The following is a 25,800-nucleotide window of genomic DNA, read 5'->3' as shown; positions in this document are numbered from 1 at the left end:
AAAAGTTCTTTTAACGAGTAAAAAAAAATTGTATGAAAAAACATATATATCTTCTTTTTGCAGCATTTGTTGCCGGAGGGCTTTCCTCTTGCAACGATGCACTCGATCTGCCGGATGACGGACGTATCAGTTACGAGAGTATCTGGTCGGATCGGAACAGAACGATCGGTTATTTGAATACTTGCTATAATTACGTTTCCGGTCCGAGCTTTGGAGTGATATCTTATACGGACGATGCGCAGGACGCATATGATTACATGGCGAATTCCGGAGTTACTTACTGGTACTCTGGTTTGGTCAGTGCGACTTCATGGCCGCTGGGAGGATCTTGGAGTAATGCATTTGTCGGGATCCGTTATTGTAACGTTTTTATTCAGGCATTGCCGAATGCGACCGCCTATGCCCAGGAGGAGGAAAAGAAAGGTTGGATCGCTCAAGCCCAGGCATTACGCGCTTATTATTATTTGACGCTGATCAGGGAGTATGGCGGCGTTCCGTTGATTACGGAGCCTTATTCTTATGATCACGATTTTTCTTCCGACAGGCGTGCTAAAGTTTGGGAAATCGTTAAGCAGATTCTACAGGATACCGATGATGCTCTTGCAGCTCCGGGAGCCGAGGATATGTCTTATACGAGTAAAGGATTCCGTTGGGTATTGGGCTCGAACTATGCCAATATGATGCACCGCGCATTAGCCTATGCGATCCGTTCGGAAGCGATTATGCTGGCCGTAAGTCCGCTCCACGCTAATGAAGAAGGAAATCCTTATACTTGGGAAGATGCCGCTAGAATTACGAAGGAAGCGCTCGACCAATGTCTGGCTCACGATTATTCTTTGTTTACCCGTCTGCCGGTCGTCCAGACCGATTCGAAGGGCGCCTATGATTATTATTTCTTCACTCCGTACGATTATGACCGTACGAGTGATAAGGAAACGATTTATGGAGTTGCCGGTATTTCGGTTTGGAATTATTACGGTCTTCCGACTAATTCCAGGCAGTCTTCTGCCGGAATCAGTCCGACTCAGGAGTTGATTGACTCTTATGAAACGGCCGATGGACACCCGATTCTTAAGAAAACTGGGGATGGCAAATATTATAAAGATGACTCTCATTTGCAACCGAACTTCAATGAAGCTGCCGGATACGACGATCAGAATCCTTATGAGAACCGCGATCCCCGTTTCTATCAATCCGTTTATTTCAATGGGGCACAGCGTCATTGGGACGATCCGGACGAACTTGTGAAGATTTATGACAATGCGCCGAGAGACAGTTCCTGCGCAATTGATAAAACGACCATTCGGAATACGAGAACGGGTTATTACATGAGAAAGTACGACAAACATACTTCATCTTATGAAACACCTGTTACCGGATATGTACGGAGATTCCGGTTAGCAGAGCTTTATCTGAACTTCGCAGAAGCGGCCAATGAAGCTTATGGCCCGACTCAGCAGGTAGAAGGATATAGCGGGCAGGCTTCCATGTCTGCCGTAGAGGCAGTCAATGCAGTCCGTACGAGAGCCGATATGCCGAATGTTAGGGATGAATATACTACGGATAGAGATGTGTTCAGGGACAGGATCTGGAATGAACGTCGGGTAGAATTCGCTTTTGAACCGCTTCGTTTCTACGATATTCGGCGTTGGAAGATCCTTGACGAAGCAGAGACGGTCGTAACGGGTATGCGGGCGACCAAGAACGATAGTGACGGTACGTTTACTTATAAACGGTTCGTTGTCAGCGAACGCAAATCGAATGCGGATACTTATCTGCTTTTCCCGTTGCCTACGGACGAAGTGAATAAGATGTATAAACTTACCGGGACGAACTGGCAGAATCCGGGCTACGAATCTCCCGAATAAGTCGATCGTCTACATGATAAAGAAACGGAAACCAACGGGTTTCCGTTTCTTTTATTTTAGGCGTTGTTGATTATTTTCGCTATAATCATTATATTTACTCTCTGAATAGAACATAAACAAAAGCATAAAATGGGAATTAAACAGATTTTATTAAGTGTTGTGGCTATGTGTGGTATCGTCGGTGCCGGGGCAAAGCCTGCGACGGAAGTGGTTGCGCACCGGGGGTATTGGAAGGCGGAGGGTTCCGCTCAGAATTCGGTCGCGTCGTTGAAAAAGGCGATTGAGATCGGAGCCAGGGGATCGGAATGCGATGTGTATATTACGACGGACGGAGTCGTCGTCGTGCATCATGATCCGACGATCGACGGGAAGCGGATCGACGAAAGCACATACGCGGCTTTGAAAGATTGCAAATTATCGAACGGAGAAGCAATTCCGACGCTGGACGAGCTTCTTGCGATTGCGCGTAAACAGAAACATACGAAATTGATTATCGAGATCAAGTCGCATAATACCCAGGAGAAGGAGGCGGCGGCAGTCGATGCTGTGTTGAAACTGGTGAAAAAAAACAAGATGGATAAGTTGGTCGAATATATTTCGTTCAGTCAAAATGTCTGCGAGCGCCTGATCGCGTTGTCGCCGAAAGCGAAGGTGGCTTATCTTGGCAGCGATCTGACCCCGAAACAGCTCTCCGACAAGGGGTATACCGGATTGGATTATCATATAGGTGCGATGCGGGCCCATGAAGAGTGGTTCGACGAAGCGAAACAATTGGGGTTGGAAGTCAATGTTTGGACCGTCGACGACGAGCCGAATATGAAATGGTTGATCGGTAAAGGCGTTACTTATATTACGACGGACGAGCCCGTTATGTTGCAGAAATTGTTGGCCGAATAGCAAAGGATCGTGTCGGATAAACGATCGTCGGTCTTCTTTTTTCGGATTTTTCGGGAAAAAGAGCGGTGGCGAGGTAAAAAAGTCGCAAGATTTTGCGGATAATTCGATTAATTTTACGAAATTTGCACTCGCTAAATCCGGTTGTGGGAGCACGATCGTTTGGATTTGCCACAATAGCTCAGTCGGTAGAGCATTTCATTCGTAACGAAAAGGTCGTGGGTTCGAGTCCCACTTGTGGCTCAAAAGAAAAAGGAACGTGAAAACGTTCCTTCTTCTTTTGTTTTGGCCCGGTAAGTTTGTTCTCCCTGAGGGAAAGCTTTGTTGCCGTTTTTGCGTGGGCAGTTATTTGCCGTTTTTGCTTTCTTCTTCGGAAAAAGCGTCCTGCACCTCTTTCTTTTTTTCTTCGTGGTCTTTCTTCGTGTAATTTTTCACGTTGTCGACGATCTCTTTTACTTCGTTCCAGAAATTTTCCTCACAAGGATCGCATGTGTTACAATTCTCTTTCATGGCTGTTTTATTTTATTAATGAATAATTCTGCATGAAGACATGCAAAATACGTACTACACCGGCTGCGGACAGGGAATATTCTCGGGAAAAGGGTTAGCCGGCCTTTTGCCGGACGGTATCGATTTTTTGCGTTAGCGGTCGATCGGTCGGCGAAGCTGTAATTATGCTATACTCTTATTTTGCATTAAGAATTCGCAAGTCGCCTGTTTTTGCGGATAATATAGTGTACGAAAATCGTGGAGGGGGGGAATTTCCATAATGACGCCGACATCGTTTGGGTCCGTGTGCAGATTTAACTGGCGGTAGTTCGTCCGGCTGAATTTTATCCACGGATTGTTGTGCATCGGAATTTTAAAGTGATAGACATGCTGGAGGCGGCTGTTTTTCGTTTCGTCGATCACGGAATCATCGTCCGCCGATTGGCATATATACACGTCGTTGTCGTCCGAAGAGGTGCAACAGCCGGTTGTTCCGGACGAAGGAAGAGAGCAATTCCATGGTTCGTGGGCGCCCGATGATGTCCAGCCATTTTTTCATGCCTTCGGTCGATTTGCACTCTCTCTGGTCGATGAGTTTGTCGGCTTTCGGTCTGTCTCCCGTGTAGATGTTCATGCTTCGAGGATCTTCTATTTTGTACAGGGTCGAATGTCCGCGCATGTGTCCCAGAAAATTGGATACGTAATATTTTCCTTGAACAGAGACGCTGCTTTCCCGAAAGGTTCCAGCTCTGCCCGCGTTTGTCGAAATACAGGGTTCTGGCTCCTTTGCGGCTACCTATTCGGGCGACGAGCGTGTCGTTCTGACAATGCAGGTAGTGATAGCTGGTAAATACTTGCGAGATGTCGATTTCTGAGAGTTTCTCCCCTGTTTTCGAAAAAGCGTAAAACTTATCTGTCCAGTCTCTGAAATTCGTCATGTCGAACATCCGTCTGGAGAGAATGTAGTAGGTGCCGTCGAGCAGAGTCATCGAACCCAGGTCCAGGTCGCAATCGACATAGACTATACCGAAATTATTCCGCCGATATATAAGGACATTGATTTTTACAAGAATGGGCTGGGCATTATACAGGACTTCGACGACATGTAGGCTCTGGTGTTGAGCAGCGGTGAAATAACGCCTTTTATATATACTTATATCCCGGATGAGAACGGCAATTACTATATCGTCGTTGACGGCGATCCGTATGACGGTAAAAAATTCGGTTTGATGAATGCTAAAGGGAGATATTGATACCGCCCATCTACGACGGGATGGACAACCGGATAACCAATCCTTACTATTCGGATGGGTGGGTAGGGGGAGTCGCCAAGACTTATTCTACATAAGATTCTCAGGTAAACGAGGCGCCGGTTCAAATCAAAGATCTCGTAATACTTTCATAAGACAGACAAGGCTCTCATATATGAGAGCCTTGTCTGTCTTAGTAGCGGGGGAAGGACTTGAACCTCCGACCTTTGGGTTATGAGCCCAACGAGCTGCCAACTGCTCCACCCCGCGGTATTATGGTACAAAGATAACCAAAAAAAACAAATCCGCAAAAAATATCGGCTTTATTTGGCGCGTGCCGAAGGGGTGTTGCGCACAATAGGCTGGTTGTTATTTGTTTATATCGAATATGGAATGATTGCGTGCCGGATTGCCGGATGCGGCGCACCGGTTTCCAGACGCTTTATCCGAAAATCAGGTTCAGTACGTAAGCCAGCCGATAGCCGCCTTTGAGCAGTTGCTTTTCGGCCAGCAGGTTGCCTTCGTAGCGTTCCGGGTCGGAAAGTTCCGTGTCGGGTCTTACGATGTCGTAAGCGACGATGCAGTTGCGGGCATTGTCGCTCACCCACTCCCTGGGAGTCCCGCTGACCATTTCGGCCTTTTCGGCTTTCGAACAGCGATCCAGTTGTTCGCACCATTCCGTAACGCTCCATGCGTGGGGGCCGAGCGAAGGCATGTCGTCCCATACGCTGTGGAACAGAATCGCCTCGCCGTCCACTTTCAGCCAGTAGTTCGACGGGCGGTAATTGTAAATGACGTGAGCCGGACAGTGCATGTCGGGCAGGAAGTGAACCAGGTGTTTGATCAGCAGCAATACGGTCGAATCGTCCATGCTCTTGTACTTGCCATCCTTCATCCGGTCGATCGCTTTTTCTACGGCCATCAGCGCATCGCCTGGGAAGTCGCCTTCCGCGTATTCGAAATCCTTGTTGACCGGAACGCAATGGTCGAACCATTCGTTCGAGTAGCCGCTTTTGGTAACGTAGCCGAGGTAGTCCATCCATGAGGCGTAATAGATGATGTCGTGTCCTTCGAGGTATTTGGCGATGTTCTTTTTCGCTTTTTTTGTCATGTTTTGTTGTGCGATGGCCGCCGAAATGTCGTGGCCCAATTTGTTCCATCCGAACGAAGAGAAAGGAACGGCCGCCAGCAGGAACGCCGCGATCAGAAGTTTCTTCATAGCGCTTTTTATATATTCGGGTTTAACGATGATTTCATCGTAAAGATAGAAATAATTCGGACTGCGACGATGTTTTGCTCGGATTTCCGGCCGAAAAAAAGACATTCCGGTTCCGATATCAGCAGGGAGGATTGCATCCCGGGTCGTCGCACGTCTCTTCCGGCCGTTCGAATTCCAGGGTGGCATGGGTGATTCCCGTGTGTTCGAGCAGGTGTTTGATTCGGTGTTTGAGCGCTGGAATTTGTTCCGTGTCGCGGACGGCGATGTGGGCTGTCAGGGCGTTCTCGGTCGTGCTGATGGCCCAGATGTGCAGGTGGTGGACATTTGCGATTCCGGGGTCCGCATCGAGGATCTCTTTCCGGATCCGCTCGCTGTCGATCCCGGTCGGGACGCCGTCCAGCGACAGACGCAGGCTGTCGTGCAGCAGATGCGCGGTCGAGATCAGGATGACTACGGCGATCACCATGCCGATGATGGGGTCGATGATGTACCATCCCGTAAAACTGATGACGATGCCCGAAATCAGTACGCCGACCGAAACCAGCGTATCGGCCGCCATGTGCAGGTAGGCGCCTTTGACGTTCAGATCTTTCTCCTTGTCTTTGAGGAATAGCCATGCGGTAAAGGCGTTGATGACGATTCCCACGCCGGCGACCCAGGCGACGCTGCCCCCGGCGATCGGAGTCGGATTTTTAAGCTTGTCGATGCTTTCGGCAAAGATGACGCCGACGGCCACCAGCAGGATACATGCATTCAGCAGCGAGACCAGCACCGTGCTTTTTTTGTATCCGTAAGTGTATTTCGGGGTCGGTTTCAGCCGGGCGAGCCGGAATGCCAGCAGCGATAGGACGAGGCTGACGACGTCGCTCAGGTTGTGCCCCGCGTCGGAGATCAGGGCGACGGAGTCCAGAAAGAGTCCCGCGCCGAACTCGACGGCTACGAAAACCAGATTCAGCAGAATGCCCAGCATGAAAGCCCGGTTCAGGTGATCGACCGAATGATTGTGCGTGTGTGCCATGATGTTTTGTTTTATAAGCAGGGCAGCCGGCTCTTCGGAAGAAGGGCCGGCTGCCTGTATGTTTAAGACGGAACAGCCGTCTCCCGTTCCGGTTTAGATCGAAAGCGTTCTCAGCGTATTCAACAGCTCCCGTTTGATCGGTTTCTGGTTTTTGATCGCTTTGCTGAACGGGATGTAAACCAGTTCATCGTTCTGGATGCCGACCATTACGTTGCGCTGGTCTTCGAGCAGGGCGTTGATGGCGGCTTCTCCGAGCCGGCTCGCCAGAATCCGGTCGCTGGCCGACGGCGAACCGCCGCGCTGAATGTGTCCCAGGATCGTTACGCGGACATCGTACTGCGGAAATTCGTTCTTGACCCGTTCGGCCAGTCCGATGGCGCCGCCGGTCAGTTCGCTTTCGGCCACCAGGACGATGCTGCTGTTCTTCGATTTGCGGAATCCCTGTTGGATGAATTCGCCCAGTTGGTCGACTTCCGTCGCGATTTCCGGGATGATGGCCGCTTCGGCTCCCGAAGCGATGGCTCCGTTCAGCGCGAGGAATCCGGCTTCGCGGCCCATGACCTCGATGAAGAAAATGCGTTCGTGCGAGGTCGCCGTGTCGCGGATCTTATCGACCGATTCTACGATGGTGTTCAGAGCGGTATCGTACCCGATGGTCGTATCGGTGCCGAACAGGTCGTTGTCGATCGTTCCCGGCACTCCTACGATCGGGAAATTGTATTCGGAAGCGAAAATCCGCGCTCCGGTCAGCGACCCGTCCCCGCCGATTACGACCAGCGCCGAGATGCCGTGCTTTATGATGTTGTCGTAAGCGATCTTCCGGCCTTCCGGCGTCCGGAACTCCTCGCAGCGCGCAGTTTTGAGGATGGTTCCTCCCTGCTGGATGATGTTGCTGACATTCTGGGTCTGGAACGGAATGATCTCATCGGTTATCAGGCCTTTGTATCCTCTCATGATCCCTTTTACGTCGAATCCGTTGTAAATAGCCGCCCGCGTCACGGCGCGGATGGCCGCATTCATACCCGGGGCGTCTCCGCCCGACGTCAGAATACCCACGCATTTCTTTCCTTCCATAATCGTTCCTCCTTTTCGGTTCAATCTTTATCCGTTACAAAAATAGTAATTAATCAATTCCCCTGCACATTGGATGCCTGATTTTTTGAACGGAAAGAAAAGAAGAAACCGGAACGTTAATTCCGGTTTCTGCGGTTCAGAATAAAGAAAATTCCTGCGAAGATGAAAAGAAGGGGGAAAATGATCTTTTCGAACGGGATATCCAGGCACAGCCGGTCGACCAGCAGCAGCAGGATTCCGATCGCCGTGACGATGCTGCCCGGGATCCACCGGCTCAGCGAAAGCAGGTAGGTTCCGATCAGAACGACCAGCATGTGCCAGGAGAAGATCAGCTCGAATGCGCTGTCGGATAGCAGCCCGAAGTTGTTCAGCAGCCACAGGATGCCTGCGAGGATCAGGATGATCCCGATAAAAAGATTGCGCGGACGGATTATTTCAACCGTTCGGTTGCGTCCGGGTTTGTCGTTTTCGATGATTTCCATGCCGATGGTAGTTATTGGGTTATGTCGGGTCGGCCGTCGGGATCTGCCGACGCGCCCCCCGTTTTCCGTTTTATTCCGTATAATATTCGATGCGAACGGTGTCGGTGGCCGTCGAGTCGCCTATCGAAACCGTTTCGACGCGCACCGTATCGTTGACGATCGTCGGAGTCGGGATGACGGTCACGCTCCGGGTTACATTGAAAAAGAGTTCGATGTTGTCTTTTCGCACCGCTTCTTCCAAGCGGTCGTAATTCCTTACGACGTATACGCCGATATAGATCAGGATCAGGATCCAGATACCGAACAGCACGGACAGGGTCGTTTTCCGACTCGGCAGGTCGAAAACCAGTTTCATCAGCAGGTAGATGACGATGAAAACCGGCAGGACGAACACCAGCAGCAACAGGATCACCAGCAGGACGCTCTGGGTGCCGGCGATGTGGAACGGCATTCCGACGATCGATCCGCCGATCAGGAATGAAATGACGGCGACGACGGCTGCGATGATGCTCAGCGCCAGAATGCCGCCTACGATCAGAACGAAGGCCTTGATGCAAAACAGCAATACCCGGCCCAGAACATAAAGCAACTCGGAAAATACCGAGGCCGTCCGTTCGTTTTTCGGCGAAGGATGGGCGCTGTTCAGATCTTCGCTGATGTTACGGTGGATCGACGAGGCGGTGATTTTTTCCCCGCTCATCTCCAGCCTTTGGCGCGGCGTGCGCGCTTTCGGGATCGAGAACCACAGGATCAGGTAGAGCAGGGAACTGACGCCGATCAACACCCCGAAAAATCCGCAAAACATATTCAGAAACGGGATGACGCTGATGCAGACCAAGATCAACAGCGGCGAGCAGAAAATCAGGCGCACCAGGGTCGGGTCTACCCGGAAATAGGTGGCTATTCCGTTGCACACGCCGCCGAGTTTGGCTCCGTCGGGGTTGCGGTAGAGCCGTCGCGCGAAGTTGTCGGATGGAACGCTGTCTGCCTGAATGTTGTCTGCCGGCGTGCGCGTATCCATGCCGTCGGGCAGACCCAGTTGGCCGATAATGGTACGGATTCGCTCGGCGGTGACCACCGTGTCGGCGTCCTGTTCGTTCAGGATCAGTTCGCTGATGCGGGCTTCGATATCCGACAGGATTTCGGGGCCGTCCGGATTTCCTTTGTATCCTACCTCGATCCGTACCAGGTAGTCTTTCAAAAGCCGGTATCCTTCGTTTTCGAGGATAAAAGCGATGCCGGCGATGCTGACATTGATCGTGTTGTTCATGGCTGTCGGGTTTTAACGGTTTCCGTCGCGGATGATCCGGATCTGCGAGATCAGTTCACTCCATGCGATGTCGAGTTGTTCGAGGCATTCTCGGCCTTTCTGCGTGATCGAATAATACTTGCGGGGCGGTCCTTGCGGCGATTCTTCCCAGCGGTACGAAAGAAGCCCCTGGTTTTTCTGCCGGGTGAGCAGCGGATAGAGCGTCCCTTCCACCACGATCATTTCGGCGGCCTTCAGCTCGGCGATGATCGATGAAGCATAGGCGTCGTTGCGCGATATGATCGACAGGATGCAATACTCCAGGATCCCTTTCCGCATCTGGGCCTTGATATTGTCTATATTCAGTTCTGTCATGGCCTTACCTCCTGTATTCGTTATAGTTCTCTTGTTTTGCCGGTTCCAGCGGGATGATGATCCACATGACGATGTAGACCATCAGGCCGACTCCGAAAATGATGAACAGCGCCATAAGGACCCGGACCAACGTAAGATCGATTTCCGAGTACTCGGCGATACCGCCGCATACGCCGCCGATGATCTTCTCGCGGCGGCTCCGGTAAAGCCGGCGCTGCCGATCGGGTCCCGGTCCGGGTTCTTGGTCCGGGAGACTGCGGCGCGGTTCCCCGAACTCGCGGGCGCTGCCGATGATCGCGATCGCCCGTTTGACCAGCGCCGCGTCCACGACTTGCGACTGGGCCGAAATCGCGCCGTTGAAAATATCGGCGATCCGTATCTCGATGTCCTGCATCGTCTCTTTGTCGTCTACGCCGTCCAGACGGATTTCGATTTCGTTCAGGTATTTTTTCAGCATGCCGTAGGCGTCTTCGTCCACGATGAACGGAGCGCCTCCTATGTTTACGTTTACGGTCTTTTTCATGATGTCGCTTTTTTGAGATTAAACGATATTTGAATGGATACGACAAATATATGGAATAAAATTATACTTTGCAATACAAAGTACCATGTTTTTCTCAATCTATTCCGGTGCGTAAACGACAAAAGCCTTACAATATGCTTATTGTAAGGCTTTTATTTGGAAATGAGATCGGAATTATTTTTCAGAAAAAGAAAATAATTCCCGAATCAGTGCGAGGAACCGGCCGGTTTAGGCCATGTCCCACTGTTCGCGGATCAGTTTCAGCGCAGCCGGAACGCTCTGCGTCCTGTCTCCTTTACAGCCGCATTCGAAGCTGACGTAATTCGGGTAATTCATCGCTTTCAGGGCGCGGAAGCCGTCCACGTAGTTGTCTACGTCGCCGTCTTCGCCGGGCGTGTTGCGGGTGCCGCGGCTGGCGATGTGTACGTGTTGCAGGTGCTCGCCGGCGGAGAAGAAGGCCCCGTAGTCGGAAGGTTCTTCGAAAGTCATGTGCCAGAAGTCGCCCATGCATTTCACGGCGGGATGTTTCGCATCGCGGCAGATCGAGGCGGCGTCGCCTACTTGGCGCAGGTAGAATGCCTCGTTGCGGTTCAACGGTTCGAGAATGACGGTCGTGCCGCACTGTACCGCGTAATCGCCCAACTGGCGGAGCTGGTCTACCAAGTAGTTGCGGGTGTCCATCGTGTGCGGCATTGCGGGAACCTGCCCGTTGAAAGCCGGAACCATGATGACGCCCGTCGAGCCGAGTTCGCCGGCCGCAGCGATGATCTCGCGCATCGTTTGGTCGAACTGTTGCCGCACCGCTTCGTCTTCCGACAGAATGAAGCCCTGGAAACCGGCGCAGATCGCGCTGACCTTGATGTTGCGTCCTTGCAGCAGTTTTTGCAGTTCGCCGACCCGTGCGGCCAAGCCGGCTCCGCCGGGTTCGAAGCCGACCACGCCGTTCTGTTCCATGAAATCGAATTTCTGCTCCAGCGTTTCACCGGGAGCGGTTCCTTCCTGGAACGAGAGTTTCAGTTCCGTTTTTTTCTTTTTAGTGCTGTCGCATCCTGCGAGCATGTTCAGCGGACTGACCGCTGCGACGGCTCCGCCGACCAGCGTCGCCCGTAAAAAGTCTCTTCTTTTCATATTTTTGATTGTTTGTTTCGGTTCGATAATTCGTCCTGCAATCGTTTCAGGTAACGGTCTATTCCCCCGGCATCGCCGGTGCGCGGCGTCCAGGGCGCCAGGTCGGACTCTTGCAGCGGGACGTACGGGCCGGGCTTCACTTCGTAGACGACCGTACCGCTTTCGAGCACCAACAGGCTATGCCACTCGCCGGCCGGAATGTCGAATCCGTAAACGCCTTGCTGCGGGTCGATCACGGCACATTCGGCAATTTCGCCCCGGTCGTCGAAAATGAACGAGGCGACGCTGCCGCGCAATACCACGATCGCCTCGTCCTTGGCAGGATTCAGGTGGCGGTGCGCCGGCAGGTAGCTGCCCGGTTCGAGCGCATTCAACAGCCGGTTTACCGGATCGTCCGGCCGTTCGTGAAAGTTATAATTCTTTCGGAGACGGTCGTCCGTTCTGGCCTGGGCGGAGGTACGGTTCAACAGTTCGGCATCGATGAGTTTCATCTTGTTTCAGGTTGTCTCCCGGAACGAATAAAAACGGGTATAGATGTATATACCCGTTTTATTGCCGGAATCCGGATCGCCGGAGTTCGTTTTATTTGCCTGTGCCCGGGACGGGAACGGTATAGATGCTCATGTCCATCGGGCCAAGTTCCATCTTGGCAGGCGTGAGGTTCAGCGGCGATGCCGTCATTTCGTCCCAAGAGACCGACTTGCCGGTGTAAGCCGATTCCCGGCCCATAATGGCGCACATATTCGATGTGGCGGTCTCTTCGGCCTGTACGATCGGGGTATTGTTGCGGATGCAGGAGATCCAGTTGACATGCTCCAGCGTGTACGGGTCGTTTTGCTGGTGGGCGGCATCTTCGGTCGCGCTGTCGTACTGCCATACGATGTTGCCCTGCAGGTCGCGGATGGCGAAGTCGGTGCTGCTCCACGATCCTTTGGTTCCCTGGATGAATTCGCTGACGTTGGAATCGCAGCCGTCGATCTGGCGGCACATGCTGTGCATATGAACGCCGTTGTCGTATTCGAAATCTACGCTGAAATTGTCGTACTGATCCCCCGTCACGCGGCGCTGGCGGCTTCCGAAAGCGGTGGCTCGTTTCGGCTTATAACCCGAGAACCAGTTGAATACGTCGATATTGTGAACGTGTTGTTCAACGATATGGTCTCCGGAAAGCCATTTCCAGTTCACCCAGTCGCGGATCATCCACTCCATGTCCGACCAACCTTTTTCACGGTTGCGGTACCACAGCATCGGCTGATTCCAGTAGACGTTGCCGCCGGTAATTTCGCCGATCAGACCTTCCTGCACCTTTTTATACGATTCTACGTAGGGGCGTTGATGGTGACGCTGCGTTCCGGTGATAACGCACAGCCCCTTGGCCTGGGCCTGCTTGGCCGCGGCCATTACGGTGCGGTAACCTTCCGGATCGACGCAGATCGGTTTTTCGAGGAAACTGTGTACCCCTTTTTCGGTGGCGTATTTGAAGTGTTCCGGACGGAAAAACGGGGGCGTGGCGATGATTACCACGTCTACGCCGGAATCGATCACGTTTTTATAGGCGTCGAAACCGGTGAAGCATTTGTCGTCGGCTACTTCGATCTGGTATTTGTCTTTCAGCGTGTTTTTCAATCCCTGCAGGCGGTCGTCGAATACGTCACCAAGCGCCGTGATCGTAACTCCGTTGGCGGCCGCCAGAAAGTTCTCGGCCGCTCCCGAACCGCGTCCGCCGCAGCCGATCACGCCGGCTTTCAGTTCTTTTCCGTCGGCCGCTTTGTCGGGCAATTCCGGAATGTAATATTCCCCGGGCGCTTTCAACGGTACGTAAGCCGTCTTTTTGCTGTTTCCGCACGAGGAAAGAAGCGGTGAAAAGCCCAGCGCTCCGGCTACGCCGGCCACTGCCGAATAGGAGAGGAACTCCCTTCTGGTAATTTTGTTATCCTTGCTCATAATAGTTAATGTTTAGGTTTTATTGATTTGGTTTCTTTTTTGTCGGACAAGCTCTGACGATTACGGTTGCTGACCCTCGGCGGGTTCGCATACGACCCGGAACCCGATGCTGCGGATATCCGAGTACCACCAGATACTTTTCGGATTTTGCGGATCGGTTTTCAGCCATTTGTCGTGCTCGGTATGTCCGCGGGCGGCCGATCGCAGATCCGCCGCGTCGTCGGAGAACTGACCGCCGCGCACTACGTGTTCTTTCCCCGATGCGGGGCCTTTCGGATCGACTACGCCGTCGGGCATTTTCGCGTAGGCGTCTTCGGCATACCAGTCCGAGCAGTATTCCATTACGTTGCCGAGCGTATTTTTAAGCCCGAACGGGTTGGCTTGTACGAACGACGGCTCCTGGGTTTTGTTCTTGCTGTTTTTTGTATAGACGACGTAACGGTTTATGTTGGTCGTGTCGGCATCGAAGAATTTCCGCCAGAAGCCCTGATCGGAGAGTTTCTTCGGATCGCCGGCGAAGAAGTAGGGCGTTTCCGTTCCGCCGCGCGTCGCGTATTCCCATTCGGCTTCGGTCGGCAGACGGTATTTCTTGCCGGTTTTTTTCGACAACCACTGGCAGAACGTTTCGGCCGCGTAATGGGTCATCGTGATGGCCGGCCGGTTGCCGCTGCCCCAACCCTGGTCGGGGATGCCGAACGGCGGGGTCGGGCCGCTGATCGCGTCTACTTCCGGGTTCGAATTGTTGGCGTAAACCTTTTCCGGCGGCGTGCGTCCTTCCGACATGGTCTCGGCGTAAAAAGCCCAGTACTGATCCCAGGTCACTTCGGTTTCGCCGATAAAGAACGGCGAAACGGTCACTTTTTTTACGGGGCCTTCGTCGTCCCTGCGGAACGGTTCGTCGTCCGGGCTGCCCATTGCGAAAGTTCCTCCGGGGATCGCTTTCATGTCAAACGATACGGTCGTACCGGGGATGGTTTCGGTAAAATTCTCGAATGCGGTTACGGTAGCCGCTTCGGTGAACGGTTCGCCTTTTTTCGCTTCGGGCTGCGGGATGCCCTGCATTTTCGCATGCGTATAGTTCGGATCGTAATGGCCTACGTCCAGATGGCAGCTGATACACTGCAGGTCGAGTTTCTTTTCGTTTTCTTCGTAGTAGAGATGGGCGGTGATACCTTCCTGACTGAGCCGCGACGGGAACAACTGCTGATGGCACTCCTTGCATGATTCGTTGTAGACGATCGTGACGGCGTGGTCCAGTTCTTTTTTACTTTCCCAGTCGAATTCGGAACTGTCTTTCGTCCAGTAGGCCCACAAATCTTTCAAACCGGTCCGCGCTTTGGCCGTGAAATGCTTGAAAGAGCCTTTCGGGGGCAGGTGGCATTCGGCGCAACCGGTCACTACGCCGCTTTTGCTGTTGTGGTGCGACGACAGTTTCCAGCTTTTATCCGCCTGAGGGTGCACATGGCACGACTGGCACGACTCGTCCGTCGAACTCTGCATGTAAACTCTGTTCAATCCGATCGTGATGCTCGCTCCGACGGCAACCGCCGCTATGACAGTTAAAATGAGTCCTTTACGGCTAAGCCCTATAATTTTTTTCTGATGCTCTTTTTTTTCGGATTTCCCGGACATACAAACTGATAGTTAAAATTTTCAATTAGCCACACTCCGCAGCTTAAATACAAATTTATATAAAATATGCCAGAAAAGCCAAAACATCGCCGAAACTTTTACTAAGAATTTTTATTAAAGTGCGTTCTAAATCACTTCCGGTTGAGGCCGATGTTCTTTCCGGAAAATGTGCGGGGGGTTATTCGGCTGAAATTCCGGTTCGAAATCTACCACCTGGCTCGTTTTTCGCCCCTATAGCGACTCCGAGATGGGCGGACAGCCGGAACTTCTCTTATGATGTTTAGGGGGTAAAATGAAGATCGATAATTCGAAGCGGTCGGCAGCGACGGGATCGTCCCGGTTGCTAAACATGATCGGCCGGGGGCGATCACTGTGTCGGCAGCGTGTATACGAAGCTTTTTCGGGTAATAAAAAACGCCTTCATCGCATGAAGGCGTTTTTGTCGGGTGTGCGATGTCGAAAAATCAGTCGTTGCCGATTTCGCTTCCCATCATATCGAGCAGTTCGTTCGTAATCAACTGCTGGCGTGTTTTGTTATACTGGATCGTAAGTTCCTGGATCAGTTCGATCGCATTGTCCGTCGCCATTTGCATGGCGATTGTCCGGGCGGCATGCTCGGCGGCGTTCGAATCCAGCAACACGGTGAAAATTTTCAGCCCCAGCACCTGCGGGATCAGCGTGTTGACGACCGTCTCGCGATCCGGTTCGACGATATAATCCGTGCTCAGACCTTTCCCTTTCTGCTGTTCGGTGTCGATCGGCAGGTATTCCTCGCGCGTCAGCACCTGTACGGCCGTGCTTTTGAAATGGTTGTATATCAGTTCGACGCGGTCGATCTCGTGATTTGCGAACATCTTCATCAACCGGGCGGCTAGATCGGAAGTTTCTTTGTAAGTCGGTTTCTCAGCCATTTTCTGGTAATCGCCCTGCGGTTCGAAACCCTCTTTGCGGGTCGCTTCGGCGATTTTTTTCCCGATCGGGAAGATCAGAATGTTTTCCCGTTTCAGCTTGCCGTAAGAGGCGATCGTTTCGTGCAGTTTTTTAGCGACATTGGCGTTGAATGCACCGCAGAGCGACGAGTTCGACGAAACGGCCACGATGGCCACCCGCTGCACTTCCCTCTTTTCGGCAAAGGGAGAACTGACCGAACCTTCGGCCGACAGGAATCCCGAGAGGATGCCGTTCAGCTTCCGCTCGTAGGGGAGCATGTTTTCGATGGCTCCCTGCGCGCGGTGCAACTTGGCCGACGCTACCATTTTCATGGCCGACGTGATTTTCAGCGTACTGTTGACCGACGCGATTCTTCCCTTGACCTCTTTCAGCGATGCCATGACTTATGACTTTTTAAGTGCCGAGGCGACTGCTGCAGCCACTTCCTCGATTTTGGCGGTTACCTCGTCGTTGATGATGCCTTTTTTCAGCGTGGCGAGCGTTTCGCTGCCCAGCAGGTTGTTGATCAATGCCGTTTCGAAATCCTGCACCCGATCCAGCGGAACGTCTTTCAGCAGGCCGTGCGTACCGCAGTACAGTACGGCGATCTGTTGTTCGACCGGCATCGGCGAGTATTGCGGTTGTACCAGCAGACGGGTGTTTTTCTGTCCTTTGTCGATCGTCAGCGCCGTCACCGGATCCATGTCGCCGCCGAACTTCGTAAACGCTTCCAGTTCGCGGTACTGGGCCTGGTCGATTTTCAGCGTGCCGGCTACCTTTTTCATCGCCTTGATCTGCGCGTTACCGCCGACGCGCGATACAGAGATTCCGACGTTGATAGCCGGGCGGTTTCCCTGATTGAACAAGTCGGTGTCGAGGAAGATCTGACCGTCGGTGATCGAAATCACGTTGGTCGGGATATAGGCGGCTACGTCCCCCGCCTGCGTTTCGATGATCGGCAGCGCCGTCAGCGAACCGCCTCCTTTGACCTTGCCTTGCAGGCTGGGCGGCAGGTCGTTCATCTGCTCGGCCACTTCCTGCTGGTTGATGATCTTCGCGGCGCGTTCCAACAAACGGGAGTGCAGGTAGAAGATATCGCCCGGATACGCTTCGCGGCCCGACGGGCGGCGGAGAATCAGCGATACTTCGCGGTAAGCTACCGCCTGTTTCGACAGGTCGTCGTAAACGACCAGCGCGTGGCGTCCCGTGTCGCGGAAGTATTCGCCGATGGCGGCCCCGGCGAACGGTGCGAAATATTGCATGGCGGCCGGGTCGGAAGCCGTAGCGGCCACGACGACCGTATAGTCCATCGCTCCTTTTTCACGCAGCGTGTTGACGATCGTGGCTACGGTCGAGCCTTTTTGCCCGATGGCTACGTAGATACAGTAGATCGGGTCGCCCGCTTCGAAATTGCTTTTCTGGTTCAGGATCGTATCGATGGCGATAGCCGTTTTTCCGGTCTGGCGGTCGCCGATGATCAGTTCGCGCTGTCCGCGGCCGATCGGGATCATCGCGTCGACGGCTTTCAGTCCGGTTTGCAGCGGCTGGTTCACCGGCTGCCGGAAAATAACGCCCGGCGCTTTGCGTTCCAGCGGCATTTCGATCGTTTCGCCGCCGATCAGTCCCATGCCGTCCAGCGGATTGCCGAGCGGGTCGATCACGCGACCGAGCATCGCTTCGCTGACGTTGATCGACGCGATGCGCTTGGTGCGTTTCACGGTGTCCCCTTCGCGGATCTGATCCGTCGGGCCCAGCAGCACGGCGCCGACGTTATCTTCCTCGAGGTTCATCACCACGGCCCGGATGCCGTTGTCGAACTCCAACAGTTCGTTGGCCTCAGCATTCTGCAAGCCGTAGATCCGGACGACGCCGTCGCTGACCTGAAGCACCGTGCCGACTTCTTCGAACCGAAGGTCGGTGTCGATTCCCTCGAGCTGCATCCGCAGCACGTCCGAAATCTCGCTTGCCTTTATATTTTCAGACATACCTTCTTTGTTTACTGATTAAAAACACTATACAATCCGTTTGTTCTTTTCGACGAATTGTTTCTTGATATTGCGCAGTTGCGTCGCAATACTGGCGTCCAGCCGTTCCGAGTCCATTTCGAAAACGAACCCGCCGAGCAATTCCGGTCTGACGGACGTTTTGAGTTCCACCTTCCCGTTCGTTTCGGAGGCGATCAGGTCGATGATCTTCCGTTCGGTTTCGGGGGTTACGGGTACGGCCGTTTCCAGCCTGCCGGTGCTGATGCGGTTCAGTTTGCGGTACAGATCGAGGTACATCAGGCTGATCGATTGCAAGTAACGTTCCCTGCGGTTGTGCAGCACGAGCCACACGAACCGGTCGAATACTTCGCTCGTTCGTCCTCCGCCCGCGGTACGGATCAGTTCCGTTTTCTTGTCGACCGGCAGTACGGGATTATCCAGTACCCGGCGCAGCGCGTGTTCGCGTTCGAAACTTCCGGCCACGGCGGACATCTCGGCGTACACCTGTTCCGCGCATTTTTTTTCATACGCGAACTCCAGCAACGCTTTGGCATACCGTACCGGGATCATTCCTGTGTTCATACGCTACGACTGTTTCATGTCGGGCATCTCCTCGAGCAGTCGGTCGATCATCGACATCTGCGCCGGGGTGTTGTCCAGCTTGTTACGGATCACTTTTTCGGCGATATCGACCGACAGCATCGCGATCTGGCTGCGTACTTCGCGTACGGCGGCCTCTTTCTCAAGCCGTATCTGGCGTTTCGCCTCTTCGAGTTGTTTCTGGGCTTCGGCCTGCGCCTGTCCCTTCGCCTCGCTGATGATACGTTCCTTGGCGGCGGCGGCTTCGTTCAGGATTTTCATCTGATCTTCGCGCGCTTGCTGCAGCAGGGCTTCGCTTTCGGTTTTGATATTGTCCAGTTGGGCTTTTGCCTCTTTGGCCGCTTCCAGAGACTTTTCGACGAAAACCCTACGCTCCTCGACCATCTTCGTGATAACCGGGAAACCGTATTTGGCCAGGATCACGAAAACGACGATGAACGACAGCAGCATCCAAAACAGGAGGCCCGATTCGGGTTGTAAGAGTCCCATCGCTTTCCGGATTTAGGATTAAAGCGCGAGGAAACAAACGACCACGGCAAACAGCGCAACGCCTTCGACCAGCGCCGCGATGATGATCATATTCGTACGGATATCGTTCGAAGCTTCCGGCTGGCGTGCGATGGCTTCCATCGCCGATCCGCCGATCTTACCGATACCGATACCTGCTCCGATGGCGGCCAGACCGGCGCCGATCGCTGCGCCCAGTTTTCCGAGGCTCAATTCTGCTGCAACCTGTAACAATAATGTAAGTAACATAACTTTAGGTTTTTAATTGTTATTTGAATTAGTAACTTTTTGAAATTCCGTATCCGGATTAAATTTCCGCTTCTTCGGTTTTATGGTGCTCCACGCGCGCCAGGCCGATGAATACGGCCGACAGCATCGTGAATACGTAGGCCTGGATAAACGCCACCAGAAGTTCCAGCAGGTTCATGAAGATGCAGAACAATACCGATACCACTGTCATCGATCCGTTGACGGCCGGGCCCATGCTGACCGTGACGAATACCAGGCACGTGAGACTCAGGATCACCGCGTGTCCGGCCATCATGTTGGCGAACAGACGGATCATCAGCGCGAACGGCTTCGTGAAAATACCGACCAGTTCGATCGCCGGCATCATCGGAACCGGACATTTGAGCCATACGGGAACCTCCGGCCAGAAAATCTCTTTCCAGTATTCGCGCGTCCCGAACAGATTCACGGCGACGAATGTGCACAACGCCAACACCATCGTGATTGCGATATTGCCGGTCACGTTGGCCCCTCCGGGGAAAATCGGGATCAGCCCCATGATGTTGTTGATGAAGATGAAGAAGAAGACGGTCAGCAGGTACGGCGCGAACCGTTTGTAATCTTTCCCGACGCAGCTTTTGATCAGGTCGTCGTGGATCATCATCACGAACATTTCCATCGCTCCGACGAATCCGCCCGGCGCGGCCGTTTCGACTGTGCGTTTGCGGTACCACCGTGCGACGCCGAGTACGATGCAGACGAGGATCAGGCTGTTCAGCAGCAACGCGAACACCGTCTTCGTGATCGACAGGTCGAGCGGGCGCATCTCCTGTCCGTTGATGCGTTCGACGATCTTGCCGGCGTACGGGCCGTCCTGCGCGATGTAATAGCCGTTATATTCCCCATGTTCCAGGCGCGACGATGAGAATACGTTCCAGTGTCCGGTCTTGCTGCGAACGATCACCGGCAGCGGAACCGTCACGTGCGTTTCGCCCCAGGTCGTGATGTGCCATCCGTAAGCGTCGCCGATGTGTCCGAAAACGATCTCCTTCACGTCTGCATCCTCGCCTTTGGGCAGGTCTTCCGCCGCTGCGGGTTTCGCGATCCCGAACAGCAGCAGACACACGATGGCAACGATATGTCGTAAACTATTCATTCCCTTCGTTTTTTTTCAATTTGTTTTCATAGTGCCAGAAAAACACCGTTTCGAATAGCAGGAAAATCAGGTAGTAGGCGAGAAACGTCACGACGAACTCCGTATTGCGAACATCCACCAGCGACGTGTAAAGCCCGATCAGCAGAACGAAAAGCAACATTTTCGCCACTTTCATGCCGAGGAACAGTCGCGTCATTTTCCGCCCGGTGTTGCGGCGGAAAAGCGCCACGAAAATCAGCCCCCAGAAATAGAAAAACAGCGGCATGTACGGCAGCCATTCCACATAATGTTTCGGGTAAGCGCCCAGCATCAGCGCCGCGCCGCCCCAGCCCGAAATCAGTGTCAGGAGGGTCAGCCCGATCACGTAATGCCTTTTAAATTTACGTTCCCCGTTTTCCATTTTTTCCAGTCGTTTGAGAAAGCCCGACGCTTCCCCGTGTTTTCTTTTTTCTGTCGTCAGACGCTTTCGACGCAGACCGACACTTTGTCTTTTTTCACTTCCGCAAAACCGCTCGCGATCGCCACTTTTTCTTCTTTGCCGTCTTTGAGCAGGTATTTGACCTCCCCTTTGACGAGGGCGGAGATGATCGGAGCGTGTCTTCTGAGCACGGTGAACTCGCCGAGCGCTCCCGGCAGCGTTACGCGCTCAACTTCTCCGCTGTAAAGCGTCCGTTCGGGGGATAAGATCTCGAGGGTCATACGGCAGCCTGTGCTAACAGTTTTTTACCTTTTTCGATCGCTTCGTCGATCGTTCCGACATTCAGGAAGGCCGGCTCGGGCAGGTAATCGACTTCGCCGTCGAGGATCATTTTGAACCCGCGGATCGTCTCCTCGATGGTGACCATCACGCCCGGTACGCCGGTGAACTGTTCGGCCACGGTGAACGGCTGCGACAGAAAACGCTGTACGCGGCGCGCTCGGTTCACGGTCTGCCGGTCTTCGTCCGAGAGCTCCTCCATGCCGAGGATCGATATGATGTCCTGCAACTCCTTGTTGCGCTGAAGGATCTGTTTTACGCGCTGCGCGGTTTCGTAGTGTTCCTTGCCGACCACCAGCGGATCGAGGATGCGCGAAGTCGATTCGAGCGGATCGACGGCCGGGTAGATCCCCAGCTCGGTGATCTTGCGGCTCAGTACGGTGGTGGCGTCCAGGTGCGTGAACGTGGTCGCCGGGGCCGGGTCGGTCAGGTCGTCCGCCGGCACGTAAACGGCCTGTACGGAGGTAATCGAACCTTTTTTCGTCGAGGTGATCCGCTCCTGCATCGCGCCCATTTCGGTGGCCAGCGTCGGCTGGTAACCCACGGCCGACGGCATACGTCCGAGCAGCGCCGATACTTCGGAGCCCGCCTGCGTGAAACGGAAAATATTGTCGATGAAGAACAGGATGTCCTTGGTTCCGGTTCCCGCGTCGCGGAACGATTCGGCTACGGTTAGCCCCGACAGCGCCACCGAAGAGCGGGCTCCGGGAGGTTCGTTCATCTGTCCGAACACCAGCGTGGCCTGCGATTTCTCGACCTCCTTGTAATCCACCTTCGACAGATCCCATTCGCCTTTTTCCATGCTCTCCTTGAACGCCTCGCCGTAGCGGATCACGCCCGATTCGATCATTTCGCGCAGCAAGTCGTTGCCCTCGCGGGTACGCTCGCCGACGCCTGCGAAAACCGAAAAGCCGTGGTGTTTCTTGGCGATGTTGTTAATCAGTTCCATGATCAGCACGGTCTTGCCGACGCCTGCGCCGCCGAACAGTCCGATCTTACCGCCTTTCGAATAGGGTTCGAGCAGGTCGATCACCTTGATACCGGTGTAGAGCACTTCCTGCACGGTGGTCAGTTCGTCGAATTTCGGGGGTTCGCGGTGGATCGGGTAAGCCCCTTTTTCGTCGAGCGGCTTCATGCCGTCGATCGCATCGCCCACGACGTTCATCAGCCGCCCTTTGATCTGCTCGCCGACCGGCATGGTAATCGGGCTGAAGTGCGATACCGCTTCCATTCCCCGGCGCAGGCCGTCGGTGCTGTCCATCGCGACGGTGCGCACGGTGTTTTCACCGATGTGCTGCTGTACTTCGACGATCAGGATTTTTCCGTTGTCGCGCCGGATCTGCATGGCGTCGTGGATGCTGGGCAGAACGACCTCGTTTTCGGGGCCTTCGAACGCCACGTCCACCACGGGGCCGATAATCTGCGAAATGCGACCTGTAATCTGCGACGGATGGGCCGTGTTCGATATGTTTTCCGATTCCATAACTTTTTTCCAATTAAAAAAAACATTTCAAAGGTACGGAGTTGAACGGATCAAAAAAGTCCCGATCCACGGCATTAATGTCCTAAATTTCTTTTTTACTACCTTTTTTTCTCCTTGTCGGAGTTCCGCCGGTTTGTTATCTTTGCCCCTGTCCGGCACATTTATGCCGTTGTGCGAAGATGATGAAAAAAGAAGGATTGCCCGGTATCGGCGTAGCGCAAATCGGGCCGGCGGACGGCCGCGGTTACGTGACCGATCATTTTCTGGTTACCGACCGCAGGTGGAGCGCGCCGGCTCTTTTCGCCGAGCCGGTACGGTTTTACGGTGCGTGCACCGGAATTTGTACGGCGGGGAGTTGTACGATCTCGCTGAACCTGAAAATTTCCGAAATCCGTCCCGGCGATTTAATCTTCATCGTCCCGGGAACGATCGTCCATATTCCGCGCCAAAGCGACGATTTCAGCCTTTGCATGACCGGTTTTTCCGCGGAATTCCTGAAAGGGATTTACCAGGCGATCAATCCGCTTTATCCGTATATTTTCCAGACTCCGGTGCTGCCGCTGGCTGCGGACGACGCCGAAACGCTGCTCGATCTGTTCGATTTGCTGTACGAGAAAGCGCTGCGCAAGGAGCACTGTTATTGTAGGGAGATCGTGCAGAACCTGCTGTTGACTCTTTTTTACGAGATCAGCGCCCTGTATCAGAAAAAATATGCGAAAAGCGACCGGCAACTGACCCGCGACGAGGAGATTTTCCGCAAGCTGATCCGCCTGATTATCCTGCATTATAAAGAGGAGCGGACGGTGGCTTTTTATGCGCGGGAGTTGTGTCTGACGCCTAAATACTTGTCGTCGGTCGTTAAGAAGACCACCAACCGCACCGTTACCGAATGGATCAACGAGACGGTCGTGCTCGATGCGAAAACGCAGTTGAAATCGTCGCAGATGACCGTGCAGCAGATCGCCAACTACCTGAATTTCCCGACGCCGTCGTTCTTCGGCCGTTTTTTCAAGAAGCATACGGGCATGACGCCGAAAGCGTACCGGCTCAGCGAATAAGCACGCACCGGGCTGAAAATCCTGTCGGAATAATTTTTATATTTGGGGGGTATACTGTATATTTGTATAGCAGGGAAGGGAATGATAATATTTAGGGTGAGTTATACAAATCAAACTAATTAATTATGAGAATAATGCGTGAAATTTTGTGTCTTTTGGTTGTGCTTACCTGGGGAAATACGGTCACGAAAGTTTCAGCTCAGGCCCCAACGGATAAGGAGATTACTCTTTTTGAAGTCGGCGCTCCGCTTACGTCGGACGAAAGCAATCTCAGTAATCTGTTTTGTAATTTTTCCCGATACATTGAAAATAGAGCGGGGATTGAATTAGTGTCCTACAAAAAAGTAGGGACCGTCAAAAACCGAAGCCATGCTCGGAAATATTTGAAAAATAATTTCGGGGCATCGAGCAGTATTTTTTGGGATATTATGAGCCATACGGGTAGTACGTCCACCAATATTTCCAAAGAGATTACTAATTCGAGAATATGGCTCGATGTAATGCCGACGGACAATTTTAAGGATTCTTATGAAATGACACGGAGAGAAAAAAGAAAACAGACGGTTGCGTCTATCGACGTCGGAGACAGTATTTACGAAATAACCTTCAATTACGATAATAAACAATATGTATATTTCGTTTTCGTCGATCCCCAAAGTCATGCCGTGGTAACGGAGGGTAATATTTTTGCATTTACAATTCCATATAGTCATATAGTTTATGTCGATACTCAGCATAAGTAAAATGTCGCTATTGAAAATAAATTAGCAGGGAGCGGTTGATTTAACTGTATTTATATGAATGTTTGTCGGGATTTTGTCCAGGCGACCGCTTCCCGTTAAAGTCCTCCCTGTCCTTTGCCCCCGAACAGTTCCGTCGCCGAAACGGCCAGCGTAGCGATGCTGATGCGGCACGAAGGGGCTGCTTTCAGGATGGTTTCGGCGCAGGCGGTCAGCGTCGAACCGGTCGTCAGCACATCGTCGACCAGCAGGATATGGCGTCCGTCCAGCCGTTGCGGACAGCGTACCGAAAAGATGTCCGCCACGTTTTCCCAGCGGTCTTTGCGGTTGCGCATGGCGGTTTGCGAACGGTTGTAAGATTTACGGACGAGACTGCGGCAATCGGTCTCCCTGCCGAGCGCCCCGGCGATGCCGCGCGCGAGGTACTCCGCTTGGTTGTAGCCCCTGCGGAAAAGCCGCCTGTAATGCAACGGTACGGGGACGATCAGGTCGACCGTGTCGTACAGGCCGCTTTCGGACAGCTCCGCGCCGAACATCGCTCCGAGTCGCAGGCAGGTTTTCCATTGTCCGTGGTATTTGAATCCGTGGATCATCGCCCGGTAGCGGCCGTGCCGGGTGAAAAAGAACATCGAGGCCGCCTCTTGCACCGGAACCAGTCCCCAGAATTTACGGGCGACCGGGTTGTCGTGCTCGGCGGCATACCCGGTCAGCGGCATGTCCCAGCGGCAGTGCGGGCACAGCCACCGGACGCCCTCGGGCAACGACCGCCCGCAGGCCGGACACCGTTCCGGGAAGAACAGGCGGAATATTTCCGAAAAATAGGTGCGAAGCATGACGGACGTTCTGGGTTTGGACATCGGCCGTTGCGGCCCTGAAAAAATCGATTATTCGGGAGAACCGGATTGCCAGCGTTTCAGGTGCGGGAAAAACTGTCGCATCTGCTCGCGGGCTTGTTCGCGGGTGTACTGTACCGGGGAATCGCGGTTGAATTCGTCCAGGTAGTTCAGGCAGTTTTCGATCATTTCGTCCATCGTGCATTTCTGCGTGAACGTTCCGTCCCGGAAACAAAAATGACAGTACGTTTCGTTTGGGGTTCGGTCGGCGTTCGTGCCGAATTGGGAGGCGTCCGTAAGCGGCATGCCGCAACTTTGACAGAATTTTTGTTCCATAATTAGGTACATGATATCGGTAAGCTCTAAAGATAGCGTTTT

The 25,800-nt window shown here is 53.3% G+C and carries 27 protein-coding genes and 2 tRNA genes; 5 read left to right on the top strand and 24 right to left on the bottom strand.

Going from position 1 to position 25,800, the window contains the following annotated elements; genetic code table 11:
• The first annotated feature begins 32 nt into the window (after positions 1–32).
• From PGR91_RS02005 to PGR91_RS01995, 3 genes are all read left to right on the top strand, one after another.
• On the top strand, positions 33–1,868 hold the full coding sequence (locus tag PGR91_RS02005; RefSeq protein WP_101571908.1) for a RagB/SusD family nutrient uptake outer membrane protein: 1,836 nt from the start codon (positions 33–35) through the stop codon (positions 1,866–1,868).
• A 129-nt stretch (positions 1,869–1,997) separates the two neighbouring features.
• Positions 1,998–2,765 carry a glycerophosphodiester phosphodiesterase gene (locus tag PGR91_RS02000; protein ID WP_055202759.1) on the top strand — a complete coding sequence of 256 codons (768 nt, stop codon included), beginning with the start codon at positions 1,998–2,000 and terminating at the stop codon, positions 2,763–2,765.
• A gap of 167 nt (positions 2,766–2,932) precedes the next feature.
• Positions 2,933–3,005 (top strand) — tRNA-Thr (locus PGR91_RS01995).
• Positions 3,006–3,107: 102 nt separating this feature from the next.
• On the opposite strand, the gene PGR91_RS01990 is transcribed toward PGR91_RS01995, so the two are convergent.
• The 22 genes from PGR91_RS01990 to atpD form a co-directional block, all read right to left on the bottom strand.
• Complete coding sequence (locus PGR91_RS01990; protein ID WP_172970727.1) at positions 3,108–3,272, bottom strand: hypothetical protein; 165 nt, start codon at positions 3,270–3,272, stop codon at positions 3,108–3,110.
• Between the two features lie 1,426 nt (positions 3,273–4,698).
• Positions 4,699–4,771: transfer RNA gene (locus PGR91_RS01985), tRNA-Met, on the bottom strand.
• Between the two features lie 172 nt (positions 4,772–4,943).
• The gene (locus PGR91_RS01980; RefSeq protein ID WP_182424193.1) at positions 4,944–5,720 is read right to left on the bottom strand and encodes a S1/P1 nuclease; all 777 of its coding nucleotides are present in this window, start codon (positions 5,718–5,720) and stop codon (positions 4,944–4,946) included.
• Between the two features lie 118 nt (positions 5,721–5,838).
• A complete protein-coding gene (locus PGR91_RS01975) occupies positions 5,839–6,738 on the bottom strand; it encodes a cation diffusion facilitator family transporter (protein WP_118655509.1) in 900 nt (299 codons plus the stop codon).
• Between the two features lie 93 nt (positions 6,739–6,831).
• The gene (gene pfkA / locus PGR91_RS01970) at positions 6,832–7,812 is read right to left on the bottom strand and encodes a 6-phosphofructokinase (protein ID WP_055202750.1); all 981 of its coding nucleotides are present in this window, start codon (positions 7,810–7,812) and stop codon (positions 6,832–6,834) included.
• Positions 7,813–7,928: 116 nt separating this feature from the next.
• Positions 7,929–8,294, bottom strand: a complete 366-nt coding sequence (locus PGR91_RS01965) for a LiaF transmembrane domain-containing protein (protein WP_118655507.1) — start codon at positions 8,292–8,294, stop codon at positions 7,929–7,931.
• Between the two features lie 70 nt (positions 8,295–8,364).
• A complete protein-coding gene (locus PGR91_RS01960) occupies positions 8,365–9,564 on the bottom strand; it encodes a PspC domain-containing protein (protein ID WP_118457080.1) in 1,200 nt (399 codons plus the stop codon).
• 12 nt (positions 9,565–9,576) lie between these two features.
• Positions 9,577–9,918 carry a PadR family transcriptional regulator gene (locus PGR91_RS01955; RefSeq protein ID WP_055202744.1) on the bottom strand — a complete coding sequence of 114 codons (342 nt, stop codon included), beginning with the start codon at positions 9,916–9,918 and terminating at the stop codon, positions 9,577–9,579.
• A gap of 4 nt (positions 9,919–9,922) precedes the next feature.
• Complete coding sequence (locus PGR91_RS01950; protein WP_101571895.1) at positions 9,923–10,441, bottom strand: PspC domain-containing protein; 519 nt, start codon at positions 10,439–10,441, stop codon at positions 9,923–9,925.
• A 228-nt stretch (positions 10,442–10,669) separates the two neighbouring features.
• Complete coding sequence (locus PGR91_RS01945; protein WP_101571893.1) at positions 10,670–11,569, bottom strand: sugar phosphate isomerase/epimerase family protein; 900 nt, start codon at positions 11,567–11,569, stop codon at positions 10,670–10,672.
• Positions 11,566–12,060, bottom strand: a complete 495-nt coding sequence (locus tag PGR91_RS01940; RefSeq protein WP_118655505.1) for a WbuC family cupin fold metalloprotein — start codon at positions 12,058–12,060, stop codon at positions 11,566–11,568. Before PGR91_RS01940 ends, PGR91_RS01945 begins: the two co-directional genes overlap by 4 nt.
• Positions 12,061–12,151: 91 nt before the next feature.
• Positions 12,152–13,513 (bottom strand): Gfo/Idh/MocA family protein, encoded by a 1,362-nt coding sequence (locus PGR91_RS01935; protein ID WP_055202735.1) that lies wholly within the window; start codon positions 13,511–13,513, stop codon positions 12,152–12,154.
• A gap of 60 nt (positions 13,514–13,573) precedes the next feature.
• On the bottom strand, positions 13,574–15,145 hold the full coding sequence (locus PGR91_RS01930; protein ID WP_118655503.1) for an SUMF1/EgtB/PvdO family nonheme iron enzyme: 1,572 nt from the start codon (positions 15,143–15,145) through the stop codon (positions 13,574–13,576).
• 464 nt (positions 15,146–15,609) lie between these two features.
• Positions 15,610–16,476 (bottom strand): F0F1 ATP synthase subunit gamma, encoded by an 867-nt coding sequence (locus PGR91_RS01925; RefSeq protein WP_055202731.1) that lies wholly within the window; start codon positions 16,474–16,476, stop codon positions 15,610–15,612.
• Between the two features lie 3 nt (positions 16,477–16,479).
• The gene (gene atpA / locus PGR91_RS01920; protein WP_055202729.1) at positions 16,480–18,060 is read right to left on the bottom strand and encodes a F0F1 ATP synthase subunit alpha; all 1,581 of its coding nucleotides are present in this window, start codon (positions 18,058–18,060) and stop codon (positions 16,480–16,482) included.
• Positions 18,061–18,087: 27 nt separating this feature from the next.
• A complete protein-coding gene (locus PGR91_RS01915) occupies positions 18,088–18,642 on the bottom strand; it encodes a F0F1 ATP synthase subunit delta (RefSeq protein WP_101571887.1) in 555 nt (184 codons plus the stop codon).
• Positions 18,643–18,645: 3 nt separating this feature from the next.
• Positions 18,646–19,149: a F0F1 ATP synthase subunit B gene (atpF, locus tag PGR91_RS01910; protein ID WP_055202725.1), complete on the bottom strand. Its 504-nt coding sequence runs from the start codon at positions 19,147–19,149 to the stop codon at positions 18,646–18,648.
• An 18-nt stretch (positions 19,150–19,167) separates the two neighbouring features.
• On the bottom strand, positions 19,168–19,416 hold the full coding sequence (atpE, locus tag PGR91_RS01905; protein WP_055202723.1) for an ATP synthase F0 subunit C: 249 nt from the start codon (positions 19,414–19,416) through the stop codon (positions 19,168–19,170).
• Between the two features lie 58 nt (positions 19,417–19,474).
• Positions 19,475–20,551 (bottom strand): F0F1 ATP synthase subunit A, encoded by a 1,077-nt coding sequence (gene atpB / locus PGR91_RS01900; protein WP_055202721.1) that lies wholly within the window; start codon positions 20,549–20,551, stop codon positions 19,475–19,477.
• A complete protein-coding gene (locus PGR91_RS01895) occupies positions 20,544–20,951 on the bottom strand; it encodes a hypothetical protein (protein WP_101571885.1) in 408 nt (135 codons plus the stop codon). The genes atpB and PGR91_RS01895 overlap by 8 nt, the downstream gene beginning before the upstream one ends.
• A gap of 56 nt (positions 20,952–21,007) precedes the next feature.
• A complete protein-coding gene (atpC, locus tag PGR91_RS01890) occupies positions 21,008–21,250 on the bottom strand; it encodes an ATP synthase F1 subunit epsilon (RefSeq protein ID WP_055202717.1) in 243 nt (80 codons plus the stop codon).
• Complete coding sequence (gene atpD / locus PGR91_RS01885) at positions 21,247–22,791, bottom strand: F0F1 ATP synthase subunit beta (RefSeq protein WP_101571883.1); 1,545 nt, start codon at positions 22,789–22,791, stop codon at positions 21,247–21,249. The genes atpC and atpD overlap by 4 nt, the downstream gene beginning before the upstream one ends.
• A gap of 179 nt (positions 22,792–22,970) precedes the next feature.
• On the opposite strand from atpD, the gene PGR91_RS01880 reads away from it, so the two are divergent.
• Together PGR91_RS01880 and PGR91_RS01875 are read left to right on the top strand one after the other, a co-directional pair.
• Entirely contained in the window at positions 22,971–23,849 is an 879-nt protein-coding gene (locus PGR91_RS01880; RefSeq protein ID WP_101571880.1) for a helix-turn-helix domain-containing protein, read from the top strand.
• A gap of 125 nt (positions 23,850–23,974) precedes the next feature.
• A complete protein-coding gene (locus PGR91_RS01875; protein ID WP_118655501.1) occupies positions 23,975–24,592 on the top strand; it encodes a hypothetical protein in 618 nt (205 codons plus the stop codon).
• Positions 24,593–24,687: 95 nt separating this feature from the next.
• Here the strand turns inward: PGR91_RS01875 and PGR91_RS01870 are convergent, their stop codons facing one another.
• Positions 24,688–25,422, bottom strand: coding sequence for a ComF family protein (locus PGR91_RS01870; RefSeq protein ID WP_118655703.1), 735 nt, complete (start codon positions 25,420–25,422; stop codon positions 24,688–24,690).
• 51 nt (positions 25,423–25,473) lie between these two features.
• Positions 25,474–25,758 (bottom strand): zinc ribbon domain-containing protein, encoded by a 285-nt coding sequence (locus tag PGR91_RS01865; RefSeq protein ID WP_055203530.1) that lies wholly within the window; start codon positions 25,756–25,758, stop codon positions 25,474–25,476.
• Positions 25,759–25,800: the final 42 nt, after the last annotated feature.

The organism is Candidatus Alistipes pullistercoris, assembly GCF_027665465.1.
Classification (GTDB): domain Bacteria; phylum Bacteroidota; class Bacteroidia; order Bacteroidales; family Rikenellaceae; genus Alistipes_A; species Alistipes_A hominis.
Note: the sequence above shows the minus strand (reverse complement) of the source record. Positions and strands in the feature narration are given on the sequence as shown.